14 protein-coding genes are annotated in these 26335 nt (G+C 71.2%); 9 read left to right on the forward strand and 5 right to left on the reverse strand.

The annotated features are described in order from the left end of the window. Nucleotides 1-1128: a DUF58 domain-containing protein gene (locus ACLJRM_RS22025; RefSeq protein WP_410664157.1), complete on the forward strand. Its 1128-nt coding sequence runs from the start codon at nt 1-3 to the stop codon at nt 1126-1128. After that, entirely contained in the window at nt 1125-3293 is a 2169-nt protein-coding gene (locus ACLJRM_RS22030; RefSeq protein ID WP_410664158.1) for a DUF3488 and DUF4129 domain-containing transglutaminase family protein, read from the forward strand. The genes ACLJRM_RS22025 and ACLJRM_RS22030 overlap by 4 nt, the downstream gene beginning before the upstream one ends. Nucleotides 3294-3401: 108 nt before the next feature. Here the strand turns inward: ACLJRM_RS22030 and ACLJRM_RS22035 are convergent, their stop codons facing one another. Continuing rightward, the gene (locus ACLJRM_RS22035) at nt 3402-4832 is read right to left on the reverse strand and encodes a serine/threonine protein kinase (protein WP_410664159.1); all 1431 of its coding nucleotides are present in this window, start codon (nt 4830-4832) and stop codon (nt 3402-3404) included. Between the two features lie 102 nt (nt 4833-4934). Between ACLJRM_RS22035 and eccD the strand changes: the two genes are divergently transcribed. Then, the gene (eccD, locus tag ACLJRM_RS22040; RefSeq protein ID WP_410664160.1) at nt 4935-6317 is read left to right on the forward strand and encodes a type VII secretion integral membrane protein EccD; all 1383 of its coding nucleotides are present in this window, start codon (nt 4935-4937) and stop codon (nt 6315-6317) included. Nucleotides 6318-6321: 4 nt separating this feature from the next. After that, nucleotides 6322-7755 carry a type VII secretion protein EccB gene (gene eccB / locus ACLJRM_RS22045; RefSeq protein WP_410664161.1) on the forward strand — a complete coding sequence of 478 codons (1434 nt, stop codon included), beginning with the start codon at nt 6322-6324 and terminating at the stop codon, nt 7753-7755. Nucleotides 7756-7900: 145 nt separating this feature from the next. Here eccB and ACLJRM_RS22050 read toward each other — a convergent pair whose 3' ends face one another. Both ACLJRM_RS22050 and ACLJRM_RS22055 read right to left on the reverse strand, forming a co-directional pair. Then, entirely contained in the window at nt 7901-9154 is a 1254-nt protein-coding gene (locus ACLJRM_RS22050; RefSeq protein WP_101609867.1) for a sensor histidine kinase, read from the reverse strand. Further along, a complete protein-coding gene (locus ACLJRM_RS22055; RefSeq protein ID WP_410664162.1) occupies nt 9151-9816 on the reverse strand; it encodes a response regulator transcription factor in 666 nt (221 codons plus the stop codon). Before ACLJRM_RS22055 ends, ACLJRM_RS22050 begins: the two co-directional genes overlap by 4 nt. 181 nt (nt 9817-9997) lie before the next feature. On the opposite strand from ACLJRM_RS22055, the gene ACLJRM_RS22060 reads away from it, so the two are divergent. The 5 genes from ACLJRM_RS22060 (at nt 9998) to ACLJRM_RS22080 (ending at nt 14382) form a co-directional block, all read left to right on the forward strand. Beyond that, nucleotides 9998-10651: a helix-turn-helix transcriptional regulator gene (locus ACLJRM_RS22060; protein ID WP_101609865.1), complete on the forward strand. Its 654-nt coding sequence runs from the start codon at nt 9998-10000 to the stop codon at nt 10649-10651. Then, nucleotides 10651-12306 carry a right-handed parallel beta-helix repeat-containing protein gene (locus ACLJRM_RS22065; protein ID WP_410664163.1) on the forward strand — a complete coding sequence of 552 codons (1656 nt, stop codon included), beginning with the start codon at nt 10651-10653 and terminating at the stop codon, nt 12304-12306. The genes ACLJRM_RS22060 and ACLJRM_RS22065 overlap by 1 nt, the downstream gene beginning before the upstream one ends. 58 nt (nt 12307-12364) lie before the next feature. Next, nucleotides 12365-13027 (forward strand): response regulator transcription factor, encoded by a 663-nt coding sequence (locus ACLJRM_RS22070; protein WP_101609863.1) that lies wholly within the window; start codon nt 12365-12367, stop codon nt 13025-13027. 63 nt (nt 13028-13090) lie between these two features. Continuing rightward, entirely contained in the window at nt 13091-13441 is a 351-nt protein-coding gene (locus tag ACLJRM_RS22075) for a hypothetical protein (RefSeq protein WP_101609862.1), read from the forward strand. Continuing rightward, nucleotides 13426-14382 (forward strand): DUF6177 family protein, encoded by a 957-nt coding sequence (locus ACLJRM_RS22080; protein WP_410664164.1) that lies wholly within the window; start codon nt 13426-13428, stop codon nt 14380-14382. Before ACLJRM_RS22075 ends, ACLJRM_RS22080 begins: the two co-directional genes overlap by 16 nt. A 139-nt stretch (nt 14383-14521) precedes the next feature. On the opposite strand, the gene ACLJRM_RS22085 is transcribed toward ACLJRM_RS22080, so the two are convergent. Both ACLJRM_RS22085 and ACLJRM_RS22090 read right to left on the reverse strand, forming a co-directional pair. After that, the gene (locus ACLJRM_RS22085) at nt 14522-16606 is read right to left on the reverse strand and encodes a YrhB domain-containing protein (RefSeq protein WP_410664165.1); all 2085 of its coding nucleotides are present in this window, start codon (nt 16604-16606) and stop codon (nt 14522-14524) included. After that, a complete protein-coding gene (locus ACLJRM_RS22090) occupies nt 16606-26319 on the reverse strand; it encodes a toxin glutamine deamidase domain-containing protein (RefSeq protein ID WP_410664166.1) in 9714 nt (3237 codons plus the stop codon). Before ACLJRM_RS22090 ends, ACLJRM_RS22085 begins: the two co-directional genes overlap by 1 nt. Between the last annotated feature and the right edge of the window lie 16 nt (nt 26320-26335).

A 26335-nucleotide genomic window follows, 5' to 3' on the forward strand; every position in this document is an offset into this window, starting at 1 on the left:
GTGCGGCTCACTCGCCGCGGCGTCATCGTGCTCGTCTTCGCCGCCGGGTTCTACGCGCTCGGCGAATTCGGCGGGTACACGTTCTTCCGCGCGTTCGCCGGTATCGCGGCGGCCGCGGTGCTGATCGCCTTGGCCACCACCAGGTTCCGGCCGAAGGTGGAGATCGGCCGGACGGTCCGGCCGGACCGGGTCGAACGCGGGAAGCCCGCGCTGGCCTCGCTCGTCGTGCGCAACACCGCTTCGCGCAAGCACGGTGGTTTCGCCGCGGGGGACGGGATCGGGACCGAAACGCACCGCCTGCGCGTCCGCCCGCTCGCCCCCGGCGCGGAAGCCACGTACCACTACGAACTCCCGACGACGACACGCGGGAAACTGCGGGTCGGGCCACTCGTGGTGCACCGGCCGGATCTGTTCGACCTCGCCCGCGGCGAACAGACCGTCGGCGGGACCGCCTGGCTGTGGGTGCATCCGCGGCGGCACGCGGTGCGCGCCGCGCAGGCGGGCCATCCTCGGCATCACCACGAAGGCCCGATCACCGATCCGCCGCTGCGCGGTTCGGCGGATCTGCGCGCGGTGCGGGAGTACGTGATCGGCGACGAGGTCCGGCATCTGCACTGGAAGGCGACCGCCCGGACCGGGCGGCTCATGGTGCGTGAGTACGCCGATCCGGCCCAGCCGCGGTTCACCGCCGTGCTCGACACGCGGCGCTCGTCGATGAGCCCCGCCGTCTTCGAGGAGGCCGTCGAGGTGGCGGCCTCGCTGTGTTACGCGTCGGCGTCGGCGGGACAGCACTGCCGCCTGATCACCGCCACGGGCGCGGACACCCTGACCGACAGCGGCGTGCGCGCGGCGAGGACCTTGCTGGACGAACTCGCGCTCGTCACGCAGGACGCGGCGGACGACGCGCCCCTGCTGCCGTCCGTCCTGGCCGCCGGTCAGCGCCCGGGAGGGGTGCTGGTCGTGATCACCGGACCGGACGCCGACCTCGGCCACGCCGCTCGCTGGCTGCCCGACACCGTGGTCCGGCTCGGTGACCTCAGGCCGTCGGCGGGCGCAGGCGGCCTGATCATCGCCGTCGACGCCGCCGGTGCCGCGGCCCAGTGGAATTCCTTGGCGGGCAAGGCATGAGCGCAGGATTCGACCGGATCGCGGTCGCCGGGCTGCTCGGCGCGACGGGGGTCGCCGGGCTGCTCTTCGCGCCGGTGTTCGGCTGGGAGGCGTTGCTCGTTCCGGTGCTCGTGGTCGTCCTCGTCGGCTACGGCTGCGCGGAGCTGACGGCGAAGTTCCCCAAGCTGGTTCCCTACCGGCCGTTGCTCGTGGCGCTGCTCGGCCTGCTGGGTCTGATCGAGACGGTGCTGACTTCGACCACGCTCGCCTACCTTCCCACCACGGCGTCGGTGCAGGGGGTGGCGCGCGGCCTCACCGAAGGCTGGCAGCTCACCCTGCAGTCCACCTGGCCCGCGCGGCCGGTTCCCGAACAACTGCTGTTCGTCCCGCTGTCGGTGCTGATCGCCGTCGTGCTCGGGCTGGAATTGGTGCTGCGCCTGAAGAAACCGCTCGTGGCGCTCGTGCCGAGCCTGGCCGTCGCCGGACTCGCGCAGGCGTACCAGGCGTTGACGGGCATCGGCGCGGTGGCGGCGGCGCTGGGGTACGCGCTGCCCGCCGGGCTCCTGCTGTGGTCGGGCCGCCGGCAGGTGGTCCGGGCACCCGGCGGACCGCGGTTCTCGTGGCGCGTGACGGGATCGGCGGTCTGGCCCGCACTGTCCACTGTGGTCGCTCTCGTCGCGGGCGCCGTCGTGCTCGCCGGGCTCGATCCGGTCGGACGTGATCCGCTGACGCTCAAGGACACCCAGGCCGCGCCGCCGCCGAAGAGCAGGCTCGGCAACCCGCTGGACGACATCGCCCAGCGGCTCACCCGGCCGGACGAGGAGGTGTTCCGCTACCGCGGCGACACCCCCGTCGATCAATGGCGCTTGATCGTGCTGAACGGTTTCGACGGGTCGAACTGGCTGGCCGATTCCCGGCTCCGGCGGCTCGGCGCGGGACTCGACGGCGCTCCCGACGGTGCGGGTGGTTCCGCCGAACTGCGGGTGCGCGGGCTCGCGGGACCGTGGCTGCCGAGCCATCCGGATCTCACCGGTGTGGACGGTCTGACGCCGCTGGTGGACGAGTCCGCGGGCACCTTGATGATGGATTCGGCGTCCACCGGCCCAGAACGGAACTACCGGCTCAGCTGGTCCTCACCCGACGTCGACCTGGGCGCCGGGGAGGTCGACGCGCGGGCGCCGGGCGGGCTCGGCGGACTCGGCGCGGTGCCCCCCGAACTCGAGCAGGTGGCCAGGGACGCCGTGCGCGGTCTGCGCCCGACGTTCCAGACCGCGTTGCAGCTGGAACGCTTCCTCAGCACGAACTATCAGGTCGCGGTGGGCAAGGAGGATCTGCCGACCGGGCACGGCTGGCCGCAGTTGCGGCACTTCCTGCTGGAGAGCAAACGGGGCACGAGCGAGCAGTTCGCCACCGCGTACGTGGTACTGGCGCGGATGAGCGGCATCCCGGCGCGGCTGGTCGTCGGGTTCCGCGGTTCGGCCGAGACCGACGGCGGGATGAACGTCGTCCGCAACCGCGATGTCCTGGCGTGGCCCGAAGTCGCGGTCGCCGGGGTGGGCTGGGTGGCACTCGACCCGACCGCCACCGCCGGCAAGGCGGGACGGGATCAAGGCGGTCCCGGCAAGGCCGTCGCCCGGGCGAGGGCCCAGCTGCCCGCCGAACAGGAACTTCGGCCGCCTCAGCTTCCGCCGGGTACCCCGCCGGACGCCGCCGAGGACCAGAGCACCGACGTAAGAGCGGGCTGGTGGTGGCTGGCGGCCGCCGCCCTGATCGTCCTTTTCGGACTCTTGTGGCTCTTCGGGGTGCCGATGGCGAAGGTCGTCCGTGCGCGGCGGCGGCGTCGCCGTTCGGGTGCGGAAGGGGTGCTCGGCGCCTGGGACGAGATCCGCGACCGGTTGCGCGCGCACGGCGTGCCGTTCCGGATCGGGATGACCCCGCGCGACCTCGCCGAGTCGGCGGGCGCGCTCGCCGGGGAGGGGATCCGCGAGCCTGTCGCCAGGCTGGCCAAGGTGCTGGACGTGACGCTGTGGTCCGGTGTCCCGGTGGGCGACGGCGCCGTCCGGCGGGCGTGGCAGGAGGTCGGCGAGGTCCGCCGGGGCCTGGCCACCAGACCGTTCGCGGCTCGGGTGCTGGCGGCACTCGAGCCGCGGACCCTGGTACCGATCAAGGCTTCGCGCCGGTCTTGAGCGGCGTGGTGGGTCCAGGTGGTCGCCGGAAGTACGTGAAGGCCCCCTTCCTTGCGCCTAGGTACAGGAAGGGGGCCTTCACGTATTTGGGGAAGGCGCGGCCCTGTCTCAGGAGTTGCAGCGGGCGCCGCGGATCGGGATCGGTTCCGTGGTGTAGACGTGACGGCCGTCGGTCGCCCTGAGCTGGAAGCAGTACCGCCGCGCCGGGTCGACCGGGACGTCCAGGCCGCGCTGGCGGTGGGCGACGAGCTGTTTCGTCTCGAGCCGCTCGCCCGCCATGATCACGACGAAGTCCAGTTCGCCTTCCGCGGTCCAGGTCAGCCGCACGTGATCGCTCTGATCCTGAGGCGGTGCGAGGGCCAGCTTGACGTCCGGAGCAGGAGCGGAAGCGGGTGACGGCGGCGGGATCGCGGCGGCCACCGGGACCGCCTGCCCGCCGACCTCCGCCGGGCCGAGGACCAGTGGCAGCACGGCGATCCCGGCGACGAGCACGCCGACGCCCGCCAGCGCGACGGGACGCCGCGGAATCCCGCGTTCGGTCTTGAGCGGTCCGCTGAATTCGCGGATCAGCGTGCGGCCGCCCGCGGGCGGCGCCTGCACCACCTGGACCGGCGCCGGGACCGCGGGGGGTGCCGCGCGGACCGGGGCAGCGGACCGGTGGACTTCGGCGAAGTCGTCGAACTCGACGTCGACGTCCTCTTCTTCGCTTTGCGCGTCAAGGGAATCGCCGGTGACGACCTCGCCGCCCGGCAGGCGCAGTTTCGTGAACAGCCGGGCCAGTGAAGCGACGTCCTGCGGCCGGTCGGCCGGTTCCTTGGCCAGCAACCGGAGGATCGTGCCGGAGAGTTCCCTCGGGACACCGGCGTCCTGGATCGGCGCCACCGGTTCCCTCAACACCTGGAGGATCCGCTCGCCGGGCTGCTGCCCGGTGTGCCGGGGGAAAGGCGGCGCGCCGGTCAACGCGGCGTAGAGCACCGCGCCGAGTCCATAAAGGTCGGACGCGGGGGAAAGCGTGTCGTCGCGCAGGGTTTCCGGCGCGGTGTACTCGACCGCGTACATCGGATCGCGCGGGAACCGCCGCCGCAGGGCCACGCCGAAATCGGCGAGCACGAATTCGCCGGACGCGCGGTACAGCACGTTGTGCGGGGTCACTCCGCCGTGCAGGACGTCCGCCCCGTGCGCCGCGGCGAGCGCCGAAGCGATCGAGGCGCCGAGTGCGAGGACGTCGGAAACCCCCAGGCGGGCACCGGATTCCAGCAGTCCGGCGAGTGAACCCGGGCACACCTCACGGCGGATACCGGACCGGCCGTCGGGGTAGGACTGGACGTCGTCGATCTGCAGGACCGACCGCGTCGACCGTACGGCGGCGAGAGCCTTCCGTTCGCGCTCGAGCCACGCAGAGGTCTCGCGGTCGAAGGAACCGGGGAACATCTTGACCGCGAAATCGTTGCCCGTCACGGGATCCCGGCCCGCGTAGACGGTGGCGATGGGGCCCTGGGCGAGTAGCCTCGGTCCGCCGACGCCTGTCTCGATGCTCATGACCCCATTGTCGCGCAAGAAGGCCGGATCCGTCGCCCTTTCCCGGCGGCAGGTTCCTGCCGCGGCGGCCCGGCGGCCCGGTCACCGGCCCACCCTTTTCCCATGCAGACTGCCGGCCTGGTCAGGGTCACCATCACCACTCCGCACCGGCGCATCGACATGGCGCTGCCGGAACACGCGTCCGTCGCCGAAATCCTCCCCGGCCTGCTCGCGCGGGCGGGTGAGGGGATGGCCGACGACGGGGTCGCCGGCGGCGGCTGGCAGTTGCGCCGCGCCGACGGGACGGCCTTCGATCCGGACCGGACGCTGGGCGCGCACCGGGTCCGGGACGGGGAGATCCTCCATCTGACGCCGCGCCGCGCCGAATGGCCGGAGCCCGAGTACGACGACCTCGTGGACGCGATCGCCACCGGTTCCGGCCGCACCGGCAAGGCCTGGGGACCGCGGCACACGCGGCGGGCCGGGCTGGCGGCCGGTGCGGTGGCGATGATGTTCGGCCTGGTCGCGGTGCTGCGCGCCGGTCCGCCGTGGACGTCCCCGGCGTTCTGGGCGCTGGCGGTTTCCGCGCTGCTGCTCGCCGCGGGCGTCCTGCTCGCGCGGGCCCTGCGCGACGCTGGTGCCGGAGCGGTCCTGGCCGCTGTCGCGCTTCCGTTCGCCTTCACAGGCGGCGGGCTGTTGCTGGCGGGCGACGATCCGATCGGCGCGCTGTCCGCCGGTCACCTGCTGCTGGCGAGCGCGGCGCTGCTGCTCGCGGCCGTCGTCGGGCATCTCGGGGTGACCGCCGCGCCGGAGCTGTTCACCGGGGCGGCCACCATCGGGGTGCTCGGCGTGCTCGGCGGCTGGCTGGCCACCTTCGACGACCTGGCGGGCTACCGGGCGGCCGCCGTCATCGGCGGCGGGGTACTCGCGCTGTCGACCACGTTCGCGCCGTTGGCGCTGCGGCTCGGCCGGGTGCCGATGCCGGTGCTGCCGCGCTCGACCGCGGACCTCGTCCGCGACGATCCCCAGCCGCCGCTCGCCCTCGTGCACGCCGCCGTGGCCAGAGCGGACGCGCTGCTCACCGGGATGCTGGGCGGCGCCGCGATCGTCGTCATGTACTGCCAGCTGTCGCTGATCCGCAGTGACAGCGAGGCCGCGGTCATCCTCGTGGCCCTGCTCGCGGCCGGTTTCCTGGTGCGGGCGAGGTTGTATCCGATCCTGCGGCAACGGCTGCCGGTGCTGGTGACCGGGATCTTCGGCGCCGGATGCCTGCTGGCGGGTCCGCTGATGACCGACCGCTCGCTGCTGCTCGTCCTGGCCGGGCCGTTGTCCCTGGCGGTGGCAGCGGGTGTGATCGCCTCCGGCGTCGTGCTGAGCACCCGCGCCGCCAACCCTTATCTCGGACGGCTCGCCGAGTACTTCGAGATCCTGGTGATGATCGCCGTCGTCCCGGTGGCGTGCTCGGTACTCGGCCTGTACGGCTACGTGCGCGGACTGGGGGGCTGAAACCATGGCGTCCAAACGAGATCAGCTGCAGGCGTACCAATTCCTGGTGCAGCGCGCGATTTCCGCGCTCGTGACCAGGGAGACCGATCCGGAGCAGCCGCCGTTCCGGCGTCCGTCCGGTGCCGCTTTCGCCAGTGTCGCGCTGGCGATCGTGGCGCTGGCGTGCGTCGGGGTCTACGGGATGATCGTGCCCGGCGGGAACAACGCCTGGCGCAAGGAACCGGCGGTCATCCTGGAGAAGGAGACCGGAACCCGGTACGTCTTCCTGGACGGCAGGCTACACCCCGTCGCGAACTACACGTCGGCGTTGCTGCTGCTCGGCGATCACCGCGCCACGGAACGGGTTTCGCGCGATTCGCTCGCCGGAGTCCCGCGCGGGCCGCGGATCGGCATCGCCGACGCGCCGGACGCCTTGCCCGGCACGGAAAAGCTCCTGACCGGTTCGTGGTCGCTGTGCTCGGCCCCCGCCAGCGATCTCGCGGGCAGCCGGATCGAGGAGTCGGTCCTGCTGGCGGGCGCGTCGCCGTCCGGCGGCGCGGAACTGGGCGAGGGGGCCCTGCTGGTGGAATCGACGTCGACCGGCGACCGGTTCCTGGTGTGGCGCGGACACCGGCACAAGATCGACGACTACAACGCCGTCGGCACCGGCCTCGCGCTCACCGCCGAACCGTGGGCGCGGGTCGGCAGGGCGTGGCTCGACGTGCTCCCGGAAGGCGCGCCGATCGGCCCGCTCCCGGTGGCGGCGGCGGGCGAGGTGTCCACCGCGGTCCCGGGCCGGACCGACATCCGCAACGGGATGCTGCTGATGGTGCAGACCTCCGGTGGCGGGCAGCAGCACTACCTCACCGAACGGGACGCCCTGCGGCCGATCACCGAGCTGCAGTACGACGTCCAGCGCGCGAGTGCCCAGATGATGGCCGCTTATCCCGGCACCGAACCGAAAACCGTGCCGCTGCCGCCTTCGCTGGCGACGATGTCCCGGCAACTGGACCCGATCCAGGCCGAAGCGGGCGCGGCACCCGCCACCCGGCCCGCCATCGCGCGCCTGCGCGACCAGAACGCCACCGTGTGCGCCACCTTCGGCGACAACGCGGCGGCCCCTTCGCTGGCCGTCGATCCCACGCTGCCGCCCGCCGATCCGATGTCCACCACCGCCCGCCGGACCTCGTCCGGGACCCCGCTCGCGGACCGCGTCCACGTGCCGCCGGGCAGCGCGATCGTCGTCGAGGCGATGCCTTCGGCGCAGGCCCCGGCCGGGACGCTGACCGTCGTGACCGACATGGGGCGCCGCTACCCGCTGGCTTCACCCGACGTACTGAAGATGCTCGGCTACCCGTCGGCGCGTCCGGTGCGGCTTCCCGCCGGCCTGGTCGCGCGGCTTCCCGAAGGCCCGAGCCTCGACCCTTCGGCCGCGCGACGCCAAACGCTGGGCGGCTGAAGGGGCCTTTGCCCGCGTGAATCCAGGCTGGGCGCGCAGCGCCTCATTTGAGGGTGGCGGCGGGGGCATGGATGGAATGACAAAGGGAGCTTTCCCCGCATCAGATGCGGGGAAAGCTCCCTTCAGCCCACCGACAAGGGCTCGGTCAGGAAGTGCTGACCGGGAACCGGAGTTCGAAGATCGCGCCGCCCTCGTCGGCGTTGTACACCGCGAGTGTGCCGCCGTGCGCCTGCGCGACCCATCGCACGATGGAGAGCCCGAGACCGGAAGATCCGCCGGTGCTGGCGAACCGGTCGAAGGCGTCACCGGCCATCGTGGTGTCGATACCCGGGCCGTGGTCCGCGACCGTCACGGTGCCGCCGGCGACGGTCAGGTGCACGAAAGCCTTCGCACCGGGTTGGCGGCCGTAGCGCACGGCGTTGTCGAGGAGGTTGCCGATGGCCCGTTGCAGCAGCGCGGGATCGGCGTCGACCTTCGTGGGCGCGGCGGTGACGGTGACCTCGGCGCCGTCGGTCGCGCTGTCTTCGACGATGCCCACCACCAGCTGGTCGAGCCAGATCGGCTGGATGCTCAGCTGTTCCACTCCCGCGGCGAGCCGGGCGCGGACGAGGAGGTCGTCGATGATGCCGCCCATCCTCGCGGCGAGGCGGACCGTCCGCGGCAGGAGTTCCGCCGACTGCGCGGGGTTGGCCATCGCGGTTTCGGCGAGCGCGCGCAGGGCGGCGACCGGGGTGCGGAGGTCGTGCGCGGTTTCGGCGAGCAGGACCTCCTGCTGCTGCAAGGCCGCGGCCGCGGGCCGGATCGAACGGCCGGACAGCAGGTGGCCCGCGAACCCCAGTATCGCGACCAGCAGCACGGTGCCACCGATCACCAACAGCGTGAACCGGGTGTGCGCGGAGTCTTCGGCCTCGGTGGACTGCACCGCGACGACGGCCGCGAACGTCTTGCCGTCGCCGTCGCGCAGTGGTTCGACGCGGACCTTGACCACGTCGCCGTTGGTCGCCTTTTGGTGGCCCTGCACCAGCTTGCCGGTCTTCACCGCTTCGGTGGCGAGCCCGGTCAACAGCTGCATGCTCATCGGGACGCAGCTCGCCCGCGAAAGATGTGGCTGGAACGCGGGCGCACCGCCGGGCAGGACCGCGAACTGCGGGCAGCGGTCGTTCAGCACGTCGGTGTTGACCAGGCCGAAGCCGACGGTGCCGTCGAATTCGACCAGTCTGCTGACCGACGACGTGACCTGGTTCAGCGCGGCGTCGATCCGTTCCTCGCCCTGGTCACCGTCCTCGTTGATGAGCAGCCACGCGAAGACGACCAGCCCGAGGGTGTTCATCGCGGTGAACAACGCCGTCAGCGTCCAGCGGAGCCGTCGCAGGCGATCGGCCGAGGAGTGGGTGTTCACCGGGCGCCCAGCCGGTAGCCGAGGCCGCGGACGGCGTGGATCAGTTCGGGTTCCTTCAGCTTGCGGCGCAACCGCTTCACCACCACATCGACCACATTGGACATCGGATCGGCCTGCTCGTCCCAGCAGTGCTCGATCAGATCCGCCCGCTTGACCGGCAGTTCCGCCCTGGTCAGCAGGTATTCGAGCACCGCGTACTCCTTGTTGGTCAAGGTGAGCAGCACGCCGGCCCGGCGCACCTCACGCCGCGCGCAGTCCATCACCAGGTCTTCGTGCTGCAGCACCGAGGGCCGGTCGAACGCGGAGCGGTGACACAGATTGGCCACCCGCTCGGTCAGCTCGGCCATCACGAACGGCTTCACGAGGTAGTCGTCACCGCCGTGTTCGAAACCGGCGATCCGGTCGGCGAGCGCGTCGCGGGCGGTGAGGAACAGCACCGGCGCCCGCCAGCCCAGCTGCCGTCGCATGTGGACGTATTCGATGGCGTCGCCGTCCGGCAGCATCCGGTCGAACACCACGCAGTCGTGGTGCGTACCGCGCAGCAGCCGGTCCGTGGTCGCGATGTCGCCGGCTTCGTCGACGACGAAACCGGCCGAGCGGAGCTGCGTCACCAGCGCGAGCCGCAGATTTTCGTCGTCTTCGACGACCATCACCCGTGTCATCAAAACCTCATGTTCGGACAGCGAAAGTAGACGCGTGCAGTTGCCCCGGCCCACCGTGCCGGCCGTGATGCCCCTGAACGCTAACGCGTCGGGTGTCCCCGGCGGCCCGGACGGGGAGCAACTGGCATGAACAGGACGTCGTCGGCGGCACCGCGCCGGGGGGAAGAGGGAGGTACCTGCGATGACCGTGCAGACCGGCCAGCTCAGCCTGGTCACGGGAACGGGCCAGGGCGGCGACCGGGCGGGGCTCGGCGAGCTGCTCGCGGACGCGACCGGCGAGGTGCTCGTGATGAGCACGGGAACGGACACCGCGTTCCAGCGGATCGCGCTCGCGAACGTGCGCCCCGGCGTACGCCACAAGGTGCTCTTCCCCGACTCCGCGCGGATGTCCGGCGCGCTCAACCGGCTGTCGCGGGCCGGGGCCGAGGTACGGACCGACGCCGAGGTCCCGATGGACGCGCTGGTGATCGACCGGACGCTGGTCGTCCTTCCCGCGGAGGGCAGGCAGGCCGGTTCCGCGGTGTTCCGGCTGCCCGGCGTGGTCACCGCGACGGTCGGGCTGTTCGAGCGGATCTGGCAGGCCGCCGCGCCGCTCGTCCCGCTGGAGGACCCGGAGTCGGAAAACGCTTCGATTCTGACCGGCCGCGAGCAGGAACTGCTGACGCTGCTGTTCTCCGGCACGACCGACGAATCCGCCGCCGCGCGGCTCGGCATCTCGGTGCGCACGGTGCGGCGGATGGTCGCCGACATCATGAACCGGCTCGGCGCCCGCAGCCGCTTCCAGGCGGGGGCCAAGGCGGTCGACCGCGGCTGGCTGATGGCGAAGGCGGGTTGATGACCATCTCGACCCCAGGACGCGCCATGCTCGTCGCGCGGCGGCCCGGTGCCTTCCCGACCATCGGCGAAGCACTGCTCGAGGCGTCCGACGGCGCTGTCATCACCATCGACGGCGGTGAATACGCGGAGACCGTCGAAGTGACCGGTCGCCGGGTGACCCTGGCCGCCGCGAAAGGGACCAGCGTGGTCATCGACGGCAGGGGCGCGGACCGTCCGGTCCTCCGCTCCACCGGCGGAGCGCTCGTCCTGCGAGGGATCGAAGTGCTGGCCGACACGTCGTCCGCGGTCGTGGCCGACGACACCGAGCTGGTCATGGACCGCTGCACCGTCTCCGGCGGGCGCGGGCCCGCGGTCATGCTCCGCGGGACGGTGGCCTTCACCGTGACCGGCTGCGTGATTTCGTCGGCGGAGCAAGGAATCACCGTCGACGGCGCGCCGGGCAGGATCGAGGACACGACCGTCGAAGGCGTGACCGGTGACGGGATCACCATCGGGTCCGGCGCCGATCCGGTCGTCCGCAACTGCACCGTGACCGGCTGCGGGTTGCGGGGGTTCTACGTCTACCAGTACGCCCGGCCCGTCATCGAAGGCTGCGCGATTTCGAACGCCGGTCACGAAGGCATCGCCGTGGCGCATCACAGCGCTCCCGTGCTGAAGCGGTGCACGGTCGACGAGGTGGGCGGGTCCGGGATCGCGTTCGGCCCCGGTTGCGGGGGTTCCGTCACCGCCTGCCGGGTCGAGAACACCGCCGAACCGGGGATCGCGATCGCGGAGAGCGCGACGGCGACCGTCACGGCGGCGGATCCGGCGGGGCGCGGTACTTCCGGCGACCTCGAACTCGACGACATGCTCGGCGAACTCGACGCGATGATCGGCCTGCCGGAGGTGAAGGAGGAGGTCCGCGCGCTCGTCGACGAATTGCAGGTCAACGAATGGCGCCGCCGGGCCGGGCTGCCGATCGGCGCGGCCGCCCATCACCTGGTCTTCGCGGGCGCGCCGGGTACCGGGAAGACCACGGTCGCCCGGATCTACGGCAAACTGCTGAAGGCGCTGGGAATCCTGCCGCGCGGCCAGTTCTGCGAGGTCTCGCGCCGGGATCTGGTCGGGCAGTACATCGGGCACACCGCGGAGAAGACCGCCACCGTGTTCGAGAAGGCCAAGGGTGGCGTCCTTTTCATCGACGAGGCGTACACGCTGTCGCGGCTCGCCGGTTCCGGTGGCGACTTCGGCCAGGAGGCGATCGACACCCTGGTCCCGCTGATGGAGGAACATCGCGACGAGGTGGCGGTGATCGTGGCCGGGTACACCGGCGAGATGGTCGACTTCCTCGCCGCCAATCCCGGTCTCGCGTCCCGCTTCGGCAAGACCATCGAGTTCGAGGACTACAGTCCCGGCGAACTGCTCTCCATCTTCGGGCGCATGGTGTCGGCGGGTGACTACGAACTCGATCCCGACGCCGCACCGGTGCTGACCGAGCACTTCCGGCTCGTCTCCGGCGACGTCAACTTCGGCAACGCGCGGGACGCGCGCAGGCTGTTCGAAGGGGCGCGCAAGGCGCAGGCGCAGCGGTTACGGCTGTTGGGCCGGATGCCGACCGTCGAGGAACTGCGCGCGTTGCACGTGGCCGACGTGGAGGTCGCGACCACACGATGATGCCCTGTCGAAGGTCGATCGCGGACACGGGTTCACCGACAGGCACTAGGGTGCCAGTGTGCGGGTGCTGGTGACCGAGGACGACGAGAACTTGCGGGTGGCGCTGGAATTCGCCCTGCGCGGCGACGGGTTCGCGGTGGACACCGCCGCCGACCTGCCCGGCGCTGACGAGGCGCTGACGGTGAACGCCTACGACTGCGCGGTGTTCGACCGGATGCTGCCGTCGGGGGACGCGCTGGCCTACGTGCGCGGCAGGCGAGGTGCCGGGTGGCAGTTGCCCGTGTTGTTCCTCACCGCGCGCGACAGCGTGGCCGACCGCATCGACGGCCTGCGCGTCGGCGGGGGCGACTACCTCGTGAAGCCGTTCGCCATGCCGGAACTGATCGCGCGGGTGCGCAGCCTGTGCCGCCGCGACATGTCCGGGCAGGCGGTGATCCTGCGGTGCGCCGACGTCGAACTCGACACCGGCAGGCACCAGATCTCCCGGGCGGGCGTGCTGCTCACCGTGACCCGCAAGGAGTATCTCGTCATGGAGCGGCTGATGGCCGCGTCCGGGCGGCCGGTCTCGCGACGGGAACTCATCCGGTACGCGTGGGACGAGATGGCGGACCCGGCGTCGAACGTGCTGGACGTGGTGATCGCCCGGCTGCGGCGGAAGCTCAAGGATCCGCCGTTGATCCACACCGTACGAGGGTCGGGGTACCGGATGGCGCCGCACTGATCCGATTCGGCAGCTTCCGGCCAGCGGCGCGCACGGCGCACGCGTCGGGTGTCTGATCGGCAGGTGACCTTCGACATCATCGGCCTGTGCGCGGACCGGCCTGATCCGGCGACCGCCCTCGAGTCGGTCCTGCCACTGAACGGCGGGCTGACCGCGTCCACAGTGGAGGGTGGGCCGGTGGTCCAGCTCCGCCATCCCGACGGACGGCTGCTGGTGAGCATCGAGGACCCCCGCCTCGTGCGCGTCCCCGGCGAGGCGCGGCGGTTGCTCGGCGTCGAGATCGAGGTCCCGCATCCGGTGTGGTGGGTGGAGAGCCGTGCTCCCGACGAGGACCCGGAGGCGGAAGCCGTCGCCAGGGCGTTCACCGAGGCGCTGGTGGGCGGGACCGGGGGGTTGTCGTGGTCGAGCAGGTGACCGGGCATCCCGCCGCGGACTGGGCGACCTCGGAGGCACTGGTCGTCGAACAGTCCCGCCGTATCGTGCCCGCTTCCTCGTGGATGATCGACGCGGCGCGTTCCGCCCTGCGGAGCGAGCGGGTTCTCCAGCTGCTCACACCCGAGGACAGCAGGCTCACCTACCCGATGGAACTGCTGCTGCGGGACGCCGCGGCCGAGTGGATCGTGCAGGAGGACGCCGACCGCTACCGCGACGGGATCCGCGGCGTTCCGATGACCTGGTCCGGAACGCGCTTCGTCCGCGATCCGGGCGGGCGGGCCGCCACCCCGGTGGAGCCGAAGATCGGCTCCGGCGACGTCGAGGTGCGGATCACCACGGTGCACCCGGTCTCCGGGCCGCTCCGGCTCGGCTCCGCCGCCGAAGCCGTGCTGCGGGCGTTCACCGGTGGCGCGCCCGCGGGCTGGGGGGACGCCGAACCCGCCACCTCGCCGTGGTCGGCCGACGAGATCACCGCGTACTGCCGGAACCGCGCCCCCGGCCGCACCCAGCTGGTCGTGGTCGGCGGTGAAGTGACGGGGCAGCTACGGGTGTCGCCCACGGACGAAGGGACGATCGAGGAGACCAGGCTCAGCGGTCCCGGGACGCTGCGGCCGGAAGACCTCACGGCGTTGGCCGAGCAGGTCTCCGGCAGCGCGCGGCTGATGCTGGCCGCGGTGCATCCCGGCAGGCAGGGCGGGCCTCGCTCGGCCCGCCCGACCCGGCCGGCCCTGCCCTACGGACTCCTTGTCGGACAAGAGATAGTCGCGGCTCGCGGCGTGGTCCACGCCGAGCGGGCCCCGGCCGCGCGAGTCACGATGCTCGGGTCCGCCGCCTGGTGCACGCTGGACGGCGGCCGCCGTCCGCCGTACGAACAGCTCGCGGACCTGCTCCGTCACTTCGGAGTATCGGACACTCCCTGATCGCGACGTCTTTTCGCGACACCTCGGCCAGGAACGGGGTCACCCTGACAACGTGTCGCGAAAGCCACTTTCCCAACCTTCACCGTTGCGAAAGTGGCTTTCACAACGCCCACCCTGCGAACTCGCCCGCGGTGATCTGTCACAGCTCTCGTGGGTAACGCATCGCCCACTCCGCGGCGTAGCGCTCGTCCGCCGACGGCGGCTGCGCGGAGAAGTGCCAGAACGCGTCTCCGGCCACGGTCTCGACCAGGTCACGGGCGGCGAGCCGGTCGAGCCACTTTTCCGGCAGTCCTGGGATTCCTGCCCTCGATCCGGCGACGGCCCCGGCGATCGCGGCGGTGATCGCGCTGCCGCCGGAGCGGTCGACCGCGGCCATGATCGTCCACTGTGGATCGAAGAAGCGCCGGAACGCCGCGGTCATCGAGCCGCCCAGTGCGTCCACGGCGGAAACGCCCGCGAACGGCTCGTGCTGATCGGCGCGGACGTCGTCCCGTGCGCGCAGCGCGATGGACAGCGCCTCGGCCACCGATCCCGCTGTCGCGCCCGAGTCGATCAGCCGCCTCGCGAGGACATGCGGGGGCGCCGGTTCGGGCCGGAACAGCCCGGCGAACAGAGTCGCCATCGCCGCGGCGGCCTCGGCGGTCACTTCGTCGGCTCCGTCGCCGGAGACCAGCAGGCGGGCGACGCGTGGGGCCGTACTGCCGCACAGCGCGGCCACGATGCCCGGTACGAGGAATCCGGCGTCGTCGGCGCGACCCGGCAGCTCCGGGGGGATCGTGCGCAGTTCCCGGACTCGGCCGAGCCAGCTGCCGTCCCGCGCGTCCTCCAGGCGCCGCCTCGCCCGTACTCCGACGGTCATCAGCCCGCTCGGCACCGCCCCGCGATACGGACCGGGCAGCGCTCGCAGCAGGCCCTCCGTGCAGAACAGCAACCGCCGCGTGAGCGGGCCGATCCCGAGCTCCCCGGTCTCCACCGCCGATCCGAGCGACTCGCCGAGGGCGAACCCGGCGAACGCGCCGGCGACGCGATGCCAGGCGGACTCGCCGTCGGCGGCTTCCTGGCGGAAGAACTTGCCGCCGGTCGCCACGTGCGGGCGGATCCGGCCCGCCGCGTCGTATCCGGCGGCGAGCCCGTTGGCGTGGAGGTCGTCGGGCCAGTGCTGTCCGGTGAGGTCGTCCAGCGGGGAGCCGACCCCGGACGGGGACACGCCATTGCGCTGTTCCCAGGCCCGGCCGAGGACGAATCGTTCGCATTCCCGCGCCGACAGTTCATACCCGGCGGACCTGGCCTTGGCCGCCGCTTCCGCGAGCCCGGCCGCCGGTTCGGCCGCCCCCGACTCCGCTCTGATCCGCTCGGCCGCGACCAGTACGGACTCCGAGTACTCCGGTGAGACCTCCACTTCCCGGGTACGAGGGAGAAGTTCCGGCCAGCGCGCCACCGTGTCCGCCAGTTCGGCCGCGCCGACCGTGTCCGACGGGAACGAACCGGGATTGATCGACAAACCGGCTCCAGGGAACTCGCGGACGAACGAGAGGACGTCCGTGCGCAGCCATTTCTCCGTACCGGGCGGCAAACGGCGCCGCGAGCCGAACACGCGCAGCGCGTTCGGCCTCTCCTGCCGGAACCCGGGAAGCGGCGTTTCGGTCCGGAAGTCGAGCGGGAGAAGGACTTCCGAACTCAGCAGCCCGGCGAGATAGCGCGGGCGGTCGTACCGGTCCGCCGCCAGCAGACCGAGGAGCCGGTCCGTCGCGGTGTCCATGGGCGAGTACCCCAGCCGTTCCGGACCGGGCCGGTAGTCCGGATTGACCCGGATCTCGCCGGTCGCGGAACCGTCCGGAGCGTATTTGTGCCATGCCATCACGGCACTGGACGCGACGCCGAGGTACGCCACGCCGCTTCGCCGGAACTCCGGTTCCAGGATCTCCCGCCAGTCGTCCTCGCCCGCCACCGGCACCGGACTGCTCGGCCCGGTCCCGTCCCGGCTGGTGTCCGGACGGCGCAGTTCCCCGTCTTCACGCACGATCAGCGCCGGTTTCGGCACCAGCGAAGCCAGTCTGTCGCCGTCCAGCGCGCGGACCGTGTCGTAAGGCACGAACCAGCCTTCGGGAACACGCAGGACGTTCGCGAGATCGACCCGGACCGCGTACTCGCCGCTCGTCAGATCGGCGGACGAACCGGTCCGCAGCCATTCTTCGACCTTCGCGGTCGCTTCCTGCGCCTGCACTACGCACCTCGTTCTCGGGGGAAATGGAGCAGCAGAATCTGCAAGGGGAATTCCTCCAGCAGCGTCAGCCAGCCGGTGAGCGGGTCGAGGAAGACGACGCCGCTCGGATGGTGGGCGACCAGTGCCACATGCGATCCGGTCTTTTTGTCCTTCTGGTAGAAGAAGTTCACCGCCGCCAGCGAGCCGACGGGGCGAGCCAGCATGGCCGAGATGACACCGTCGTAACTGGCGTCGTCGACTTCCGTCCACTTCCCGCCGAGGTTGTCCGACACGTAGCTCAGCGTGGCGATCTGGTCTTTGAGTTCCACCGGAACCGGCGGTGCGGTCAGATCCTCACCGAGCAGCCTTCGCACGTAATAGACCACGGAGCGGGTGCAATTCGTGTGGAAGCCGAGCCGGTCGGCCCAGTCCGCGTAATAGCCGGGATTGGTTTCCGGCAGCTGGGGGAAGTGTTCCATGATGAAGGCGACGGCCTCCTTCCAGCGGCCGTCCACGGTGTCCGCGTCCATCGCGGGCAGCGAATGGAGCGGCGTGTCGCGGAACATCGGCGAACCGTCTTGCGGCCCGGATCCCGGCGAAGGCGGGTACCGGTCGTAGGCGGGATGTCCGTTGTAGCCGAAGTCGGCGGAGAATTCCGGTAGCGAACGGAACACGGCGTCGCCGTGCGGAGAGGTCGTGACGATCTTCTCGCCCAGTTCACGACTTCTCGCGGGTTCCGGCAGGTGGAGATTCCCGGTCGGCGCGTCAGGATCGGTGTAGGGCAGCAAAGCGATCCTGGTGGGCCTCGGCGGCAGTTCCATCAGCGCGCCGTCCAGCGGATCGAGGAACACGACCCCGTGCTTGTCCCGGCCCACCAGCGCGACGTGCTTGTTCTCCGCTCCCATGGGGGTCTTCGAATCCACGGCGATGACGGCCAGCGCGCCGACCGGCCGGTCGAGCATTGCGGAGATGACGCTGTCGTAAGCGGTGCCGTGACCGTGGTCCCACTCGCCGCCGAGCCGGTCGGAGACGTACCCCAGGCTCCCGAGCGCGGCGTCCTCCGGCCGGAGCGGCGGTGCGGTGACGTCTTCACCGAGCCGGCGGCGCTCGTGGTAGACCACCGTCCGGGTGCAGTTCGTCGTGTAGCCGGCGGCCACGGCGTCTTCGTCGTGGAAACCGGGGTTGACCTTGCCGAGCTCAGGATGGAACGTCTCCAGGTATGCCTTGACCTCGGCGGGACGCAGCCGCGCGGTCCCGGCGTGCAGGGCGCTCAGTTCGTTGAGCGGGGTGCTCCTGAACAGTTTCGCGAAGTCGTCGGGATGCCCCAGCGCCACGGGGTTCGCGCTGTTCAGTTCGTCGAGGGTGATCGGGCGGGAGCCCCCGGCGGAGTGGAGCATGACCGGACGTTTCCCGTTCGGCGGGAATTCCGCCCAGCCGTCGCCGGCGCCGTAACCTTCGACGACCTCCTGCCCGAACCGCAGCACGGTGCCGTCCGGCAGTTCGGTACGGCGGCCCAGCACATGCAGGTCGGACACCGGGGCCGTCACCGGGGCGCCCAGCGCGACGGCGAACCGCCGCGCCCACGTCGCCGAACCGCAGGAATGCAGTCGCACCGGGCGGCCCGGCGTGTAGTACTCGCTGCGCAGCGTCGCCGCCGCGAGTTCTTCGGGGCTGGGGAGCGCGCCGTCGTCGTGCACGGTCACCACATACGGCCGGCCGGGATCCGGCCGGTTCGCCATCATCGTCCGGAGGTGCGCCTTCTGCGTCTCCGCGGCGGAGCCGACCGACATTCCCGACGGCGCGTACCGGACTTCTTGACCGTTGCCCAGCGCATGACCCGGAGAGAGAGGGGCCGCCTCGACCGGATTCCCCTTCAGCCCGGGGACTTTCAGCTTCTTGACGGCGAAGATGGCCTTCTTCAGGTCCTTTTCCGCCGCTTTCAACGCCTTGTCGTAGCCGGTGGACCCTCGTCCGCGGGGAGCGCTGACCTGCCAATAGTGGTGGAGAGCCCAATGCAGTTCGCCGAGCACCTGCCCCAGCTTCGCGTCCTGACCGGCGGCCTCACGCCATTTCGGCGCGCTTTCGCGCCGGTAGCGGTCGATGACCCGCTCGATCTCGTTGAGCGCCGAGGTGATGTTCCCGGCCCGGGCACCCGTCCGCCGCGTGGCGTTGAGCTGGTGATAGCGGGTGATCGCGTGCTTCAGCCCGGTGAGCGCGTCTCTGACCTCGTCGGTGGCCGGATCCGGCCACCGCCAGCCCGCCGCGGTCGCCTTCTGGTGACGCGCGATCGCGTTCCGCAGGTCGGTGACCGCGGCCCGCATCGCGGGGGCGGACGGTTCATGCCGCTTCGGATCTCGAAGAGCCTGATAGCGGTCGATGGCCTTGCGCACCCCGGCTTCGTCACCCGTCGAGCGTGCGCCGGGGGCGGCTGACTCCCGATACCGGCGCACGGCCTCGTCCACGGCGCCGAGCGCCGCCCGCACGTCCGAGGTGCGGGGACGACGCCAGGTCGGGGCGCTCCGGTCCAGGTAGCGCCCGGCAGCGCCGTCCACTTTGGACAACGCGTCGCGAGTGGCCTGGACGGCCGCGGGCGGCTCGAGATACCTCGGTCCGTTCAGCTGGTATTCGTGCACGGCGTCGTTCAGCGCGGCGATCGTCGTCTGGGCCGGCCCGGCGCCGTACTCGCCGATGGCGTCGAGATGCGTCACGGCCCGGCCGGCGAGGTCGAGGACGCTCGCCAGCAGGCCCAGCCGCTTGGCCAGCGTCGACCAATCGCCCGAGCGGACGGCCAGCTCGGTCCGTTCGGCTTTGACCGACTGGATGATCTCGTCGAGCGCGGCCTTCGCCTGGTTCCGTACCGCCTGGTCGTGCCAGCGGTCGCCTTCGATCCGCAGCGGTCCGAGTTCGTCGAACGGTGTCGCCGGGGACTCGGTCTCGACGTGTCGTGTCAGCATCCCCCAGACGTCGGACAGCAGGGCGAGCACGTCGGTACGGCCTGCCCGCGCCGCGTCGTCCGCGATGGACACGAGGGGCTCGGTCAGCCGTTCGGTGAGGAACTCGGCGAGGGCGGTGGCGTCACGTTCGAACTCGGCGAACCCTTTCAGCGCGTCGGCGTCGGCCTTCTTGTTCCTCGCGGCCAGTTCGACCTGCCGATGCCGCCACTTGTCCCGGCCCACCCAGCCGCCGGTGGTCAGCGCGGTGAGCGCGGCGACCGCGTAGGAGAGGTCGAGACCGAGCGCCAGCGCGGTGGCGGCGGAGCCCAAGCCGCCGAGAACGCCGAGGGCGCGCCAGATGTGCTTGTAGTCGGTCTTCGTCACCGAGCCCGGCCTTTCGGCGGGAATCGGTGAGGGCAGCGGAGTGGTTTCCACCGGTCGCGCCGGAACCGGAGCCACCGGAGCGGGCTTGCCGAACAAGCGGCGGAGCAGGCCCGGGCGCTGTGCCACGGCGTTGTCCGCCGCAGTACGGGCGGCGTCCACCGCGGCCAGCTGTGCGGCCAGCAGAGCCTGCTGCTTCGCTTGCTCCGCTTCGAACTTGGCCCTCTTGTCGACGGCCGTCCTGGCGACCTTGTTGATCATCTCGATCTTGTCCACCCGGCTGATCAACGGGATCGCCGGGAGCGCGAACAACGCCTTGCCGATGCCGTAGTCGAGCATGGCTTCGTAGAAGCTGACCGTGAACACCGCGTCCGCGTCGAGCGGCCTCGGTTGCGACGGCGGCACCGCCTGCTTCACGGTCTGGACCGGACCGTCGAGGCCTTCGGTCACGGTGGCGCTCATCGGCAGATCGGGGTCCGCGTGCGCCTGCCCGGGGACAGGGCCGGGCGCGTCGGGGACCGGCCGTCCGCTCACCGCGCGTACCAGGTCGCGATCGGCCTTGTCTTCGGCGTGGTAGGCCTCGGGCAGGAGCCGCCGGGCGTTGCGTTCGCCCGCCCGCAGCTCGGTGTTCACCTTGGTACGCGCCCGTTTCCAGTGCAGGAGCGGCGACACGATGGCCATCACCCCACCGCCGATGGCGAGCCCCAGCCGGGTCGACGTCGCCAGCTCCAGCACCGGGAGCATGCTCACGGCGACCGCCGTGGACGGTGGGACGCCGTACCGCAGATAGAAGTTCCGCAGTTTCTGGGTGCCGGACGAGCTGGACCCTTCCGGTGCCTTGACCGCGGCCAGATCCGGACCGTGCCCCTCGGGCAGCCCCATGCGCCGCAGCAGCAGGCGTTGCCGGTCGGTGGGCCGGAACACGCCCTCGAACTGTCGTTGCGCGTCCAGGTGTTTCCGCAGGGCGGCGATGGCCGCGTCGTCCCTGCTCTCGTGACCGCGGGTGAGGACGCCGGCGGTCACGGCGGCGAGGAAGGTGGTCAGCGTGGCGGCGATGGCCGCGGGCACGCTGCCCATGGCGGCGAGCACCCCGCTCGAGAGCAGGCCGGGGGCGACCGTGCCGCTGAACTGGGTGACGAGGTTGTCGACGGTGGTCGCGAGCCCGAGTTCGTCGTCGAGTGGGGCGAGCCGCCGCCACACCACCGATGCGGCCGGATGGTTCTCCAGCGTGGCCGCCCGGTGCGCGAAATCGGGATGGTTCGGATTCAGTCCGAGCTCGTCCAGGAGGCCGCCGAGCTCGTCCCGCAATCGTCGTTGTCGCCAAGGGTTCGCCCAGGAACGGCTGATCGCCCGGTCGAGCGCGGCGACATGCTTCAGGTTCTCGTGGTCGGTGGCGGTCAAAGTGGCCGGGCCACTGAGATCCCCGTGCCGGTCGAGGTAGCGCGGGGGAAACGCCGGGGTCGTGCCCTCGATCGCGAAGCCGGTCAGCCTCGTTTCGAGGTCCGCTCGCTGTTGCCCGGTCATCTTGCCGAGCACCTTGGGGAGTTTCCGCACGGCGGGCGGTTTCTTCTTGTCCCGCACCTGGGCGACGGCCGCCGTCAAGGTGCCGGCGGCGTTCAGTCCGCGGGAATGGATACTCGCGAGCGCCAGGCGTTCGGCGGCGCTCAGCTCCCGCCACACGGCGAAGGGAATTCCCGGCGGCGGCAGGGGTGAGGACGTCGGCGGGACGGCCCGGGCGCCCGATTCGGGCAGCCGGGCCGGAAGATCCGGGTCCGGACGCCCTGACCCGCCCAGCGTCACCGGCCCGGACGGATCCGGGGACGGCGGCGGGGGTGGTTCGGGTGGGTCCGGCGGTTCGGGCCGGGGATACCTGGTCGTGAACCCGTGCGGATCGGCTTCGGAGGCTTCGACGACGGGGTTGCCGATCTTCGGGCCGCCCGCCACAACCTCGCGGATCCGGGCCAGGTCACGTCCGTGGCTCACCCCGATCGCCAGCAGCTGCTGGAACAGCGCCGCTTTGTACTCCGGGGCGAGACCGCCGAACTCGACCTGGATGACGCGGTCCAGCTGATCCCAATCCCTTGCCATGGGCGACAAGCGCGGCAGATCCGAGACGTCGCGGCGCAGGTCTCGAGGCACGATCGACTTTTCCGCCTCGGCGCGCATCGCCTCGGCCACGAGAATTTCCCCGCTCCTGCCCTGGAATTCGTGAGCCACCCGGAAAAGGGTTTCGGCCCACAGCCGCGCGGCGCCTTCCCCGACGACGAGGGAAGCCGGATCCTGCAGTCCGTGCACCGCGAACTCGTGCATCATGGTGGTGAGGAACTCGGCCATCCCGAGCAAGGGGCGGATCAACCCGGTCCCGGAATCCGGCATGAACACGCCGTCGCGCCTGCTGTCGATCCTGAGCAGATCCCCGAAGATCCCGTCGACGTCCAGACCCGGGTAGCGCCGGTTCAGCGCCGCTCTGTCCAACGGCACCGCGAGAGCGGCGGCCCTGGTGGCGTAATCCAGTCCCGGCGCGCCGAAGATCGATTCGAACCAGTGCGCCACGATCGCCTGGGTCACGACATCGAAGTGGCCCGCCTCGGTGACCGAGGGCTGGAGAGTCCGCAGGCGATGGGGATCCAGCAGGTCGAACCGGATGACTTCGCGCCACCCGGGGAGGGGCGAATCGGCGTGCGCCCTGGCGTACTCGCGCAGGGATTCGCTGAACGCGCGCAGTTCTTCGAGCACCGGTCGCACGTCGTCGGTCCGGTTCGCCTCGGCGATCGATTCGCGGAGGCCGCCGGCCCGCACCACGAAGTCCGCCCACGCCGCCATCCGCCGCTGGAACTCGGCGGGTGAGATCCGGCCTTGCGCCAAGGCCCGCGCCAGCTGATCCCGGACCGCGGGTGCCGCGGCTTCGACCCGTGCCGGAAGGTTCGACGGCGAGGCGACGCCACCGGGCATGAGGAACGTCGTCGCGAGCCAGAGTTTCTTGTCGAGCGAGTATTCGGGATCGGACAGCAGGGTGACCAGATCGCGGTGGTGCTTCGGGTCACTTTCCTTGAGTTGATCCAGTTTGGCACGAAGCGCGGGAAGTTCAGGGGCGTAGTCGTCCATCGCCGCGACTTTCGACCAGTCCTCGGGAGTGAGATCCCGGTCGGACGCGATCCCGAACGCCACATTGTCGAGGTGCGCTTCCCGCGGGTGCTCCCGCGCGGCGGATTCGGCGGCGGCGTTCCACTCCTCCCAGGCGGCAGCGGCCTCCGCTCGCAGGGCGTTTCGTTCGGTGAGACCGTCGAGGTACTCCTGGAGACCCTGCGGCTCCGGCCACGGCACCTGCCACTTCGGATCGGACCAGCGCTCCCAAGGCCGGAACTCCGGTGCGGGCCTCTCCCTCGCGGCCCGGAGTGGATCCGCCGGAATCGACGGCTCCTTGGGCAGCTCCGTGATCTCCGGATCGCTGGGCAGTGCCCGGATCTCGGGATCCTTCGGCAGCTCGCGGATTTCGGTTCCCTCGATCGCCGACCGGACTTCGGGGTCCGTTGGCAGTTCCCGGATCTCCGGTTCCTTCGGCAGCCCCGGAATCTCGGGGAGAGCGGGCGCCACCGGATCTTTTGCGGGAGCGGGCGGGACTTCCGGGGACGGCCCGACGCCGGGGCCGGGTGTCCGAGGGAGAGCAGGTGGCGCGGGGTCGGGTTTCGGCGGCGTCGGCGCGGGGGATCCCGGACTCGGGTCGGCAGGGCGGCCGACCTTCGGCGGCTCTTCCCAGCCGACACGCGGCGACGCGGGGTCGCCGACCCGGGGCGGTTCCCCCCAGGCGACGTGGGATGGTTCCGCCCGGCCGATCCCCGGCGGCTCGGTCCAGCCGGGATTCATCCGTGAGGGCTCCACCGGTTTCCCCGGTCCGGTGCCGTGGCCCGGCAGGATCTCCTCTCGTGGCACCGGAGTCACCGTCATCGGGCGCAGGGGCTCCGGGGTGCCGTCCGGGTGCAGGACGACCGGTTTGTTCGGGATGGGTTCGGCGGTCCGCGGCTCGGGCCGCCCGGCTTCGCGCACCGGTGCTTCGACTCGGGCCTTGGCAGCGGCCGGAGCACTGTCCGGCCGCGGGGCCGTTTCGACGACCGGCTCGGCGACCCGCGGACGTGTTCCGAGCGCGACGCCGCCGCGCGGGGCGGCGGCCTGTGCGGCACCCCCGGAGCCGGACGGTCGAGGCCCCGGCGAAGGGCGATCGGGATTTCCGGCTCCCGTGCCCGGCGAACCGTCGTCCCGTGGGCCGCCACCGCCGTCCTCGTGTGCTTTGCGGTACTCGTCCGGAAACCGTTCCCTGGCGAACTCGTCGAGTGACGTCCGCCGAGCCGGCTTCGGCGCGGGTTCGGGCCGGTCCGGTTCCGGAGTGTCGTGCCTGCCTGGTTCCTTGTTTCGGTTCGGGGTTCCGTCCGGGGTTTTGTCGCCGCCGGTCGGTGGGCCGCTTTCGGGATGTGCCCCGCGGTCGTGGAGTATTTCGTTCGACCGGAGGCCGCCCGGCCGCGCGGCCGCTTCGCCGGGTGCCCCGTGTCCGCCCCGGACGGATTCGGAGAACGCCATATGCCGTGACCACGCCTTGACGACGTGGTCCGGGTAGACGACGCCACCGGCGGCTCGCTGTGCTTCCTCGTAGAACTTCCGTTCCATCCTGGCCAGCTCGCGGTTTTCGTACAGCCGCCTGAGCTCCTCGGCGGACGGCTTGGCCGGCGTCCCGCGTTCCGGCCCTGGGGCGTCGGCCCGTTTCGCCGCGTCCCCCGCGGTCGTGTGCACCGGCGTCGTGGCCGCGGGTACTTCCCGGCCCGGCGCGCTCGCCGGTGCGTCGGCACTCCGGGTCTGTGCGGCCTCGGCGCCGTGCCCCGACGGCTGACCGCTGTTGCCGTGCTGATCTTCGGCCCTGGTGGCGGGCGTGTGGTCCGCGGCCGTCGACGGCGGCGTGTCCCCGGGGGCGTCGTGGTGTGGTTGCGGTTGCCGTGGCTCGGGCGAACCAGGGGAGGGGTCATGACGGGCCGCGGGCGGCTCGGCGGCGGGAGGGACCGGATCCCGCCTGAGGCTTTCAGGACCGTCTGCTTTGGTCACCTGCCTCGGTTCGGTGTGCGGTGCCACCGGGGTTTCGTCGCGAAGCCGTTCGCCGTGACCACCGGACGGTTGCGAAGGCTGGTCCCGCGTCGGCGGAGGATTGTCGTGCGGCGGAGTCGGCTCAGGCCGGGTTTCGGGATGCGGGGTCTGCGGTGATGGCTGTTTGGAGGAGCCCGGCACGTGTGGTTCCGAGATGCCGGGGCCTCGCGGGCCGGTGGCGGGAGCGGGGGAGAGATGCTCGTCGATCAAGCGCCCGACTTCGGCGATGGCCCCGGGAGACAGGTTGAATTCTTCGCCCTTGGCGACCCTTCTCGCCTTGAGGGAATCATCGAGTTTGCCGATGACCTTGACCACCCCGTTGGTCAGGGTGAACCCCTTGATGCCCTCTCCGAGTTTGACGATCCCCGGGCGTTTGGCGATTCGGCCGGCGAGCTTGACGCCCGCGCCCACGCCGCGAGTCGGGCCGAACAGGCCGGCGACCATGCCGGTGGTGTAGCCGAGGGAATGCAGGGGAGCGTTGTCCCAATTCTCGTAGTCGACGAAGGCTTTGCCCGCATCGGCCAAGTACTCGCCCAGCACTCCGTCGAGCAGGCGCTTGTCGATCTGCCCGCCGAGCCCGCCCGGGATGGAGTACAACGCCAGCCCGGCGAGAAGTTTGTCCATATGGCCCCACGCCACCTGGGCGTTGAACGGCGACCAGCTGCCGTCCTCGCCGCGGCCGAACAGTCCGGCGAGTGCCTTCACCTGATCGACCGCCGAATCCCACAGTCCACTGAGGACGTTGTTGCTGGGTTCCTCCGGCCGGGGGATCGTGCTCGGGTCCTTGACCCACCCGGCGTGCTGTTCGAGGATCTTGAGGACTTCGGCCGCGACACCGCGGGCGAAACCCTCTTGGTTGCGCTTCGCCAGCCGCGGCAGGTTGAAGCCCATCGCGGTGTACTGCCAGCTCAGATCTTCGACGTAGTCCTTGATCGAGGTTTTGGCGCTCTTGAGGATTTCCGAGTAGAAGTGGTACTCGGCGGCCATGCCTCGCATCGCTTCGGCGATCTGACGGAAGCCTTCCTCGCCGTTCGCCTTCGTGATGACGCGCCGCAGGAAACCGCCCGCCGCGTCCGGCCAGGTACCCCCTCCGCCCGGCTGGTGGATCTTGGCCGCGGCGGAGTCGGCGATGTCGATCGAGTCCTGGAACTCGGTCTTGGCCCTGGTCCACTTCGCGGACTGCTGTTCGGTGGTGGTCTCACTGTCCGGTGGCCATCCGGCGTTCGCGGGCAGCAGCTTCCGGACCGCGTCCCACAGGTCGCAGTCGGGTTCCTGGACGTCGCCGTCGGCCATACTCGTGGTGATCCCG

The organism is Amycolatopsis sp. lyj-84 (assembly GCF_046549075.1).
Lineage (GTDB): Bacteria > Actinomycetota > Actinomycetes > Mycobacteriales > Pseudonocardiaceae > Amycolatopsis.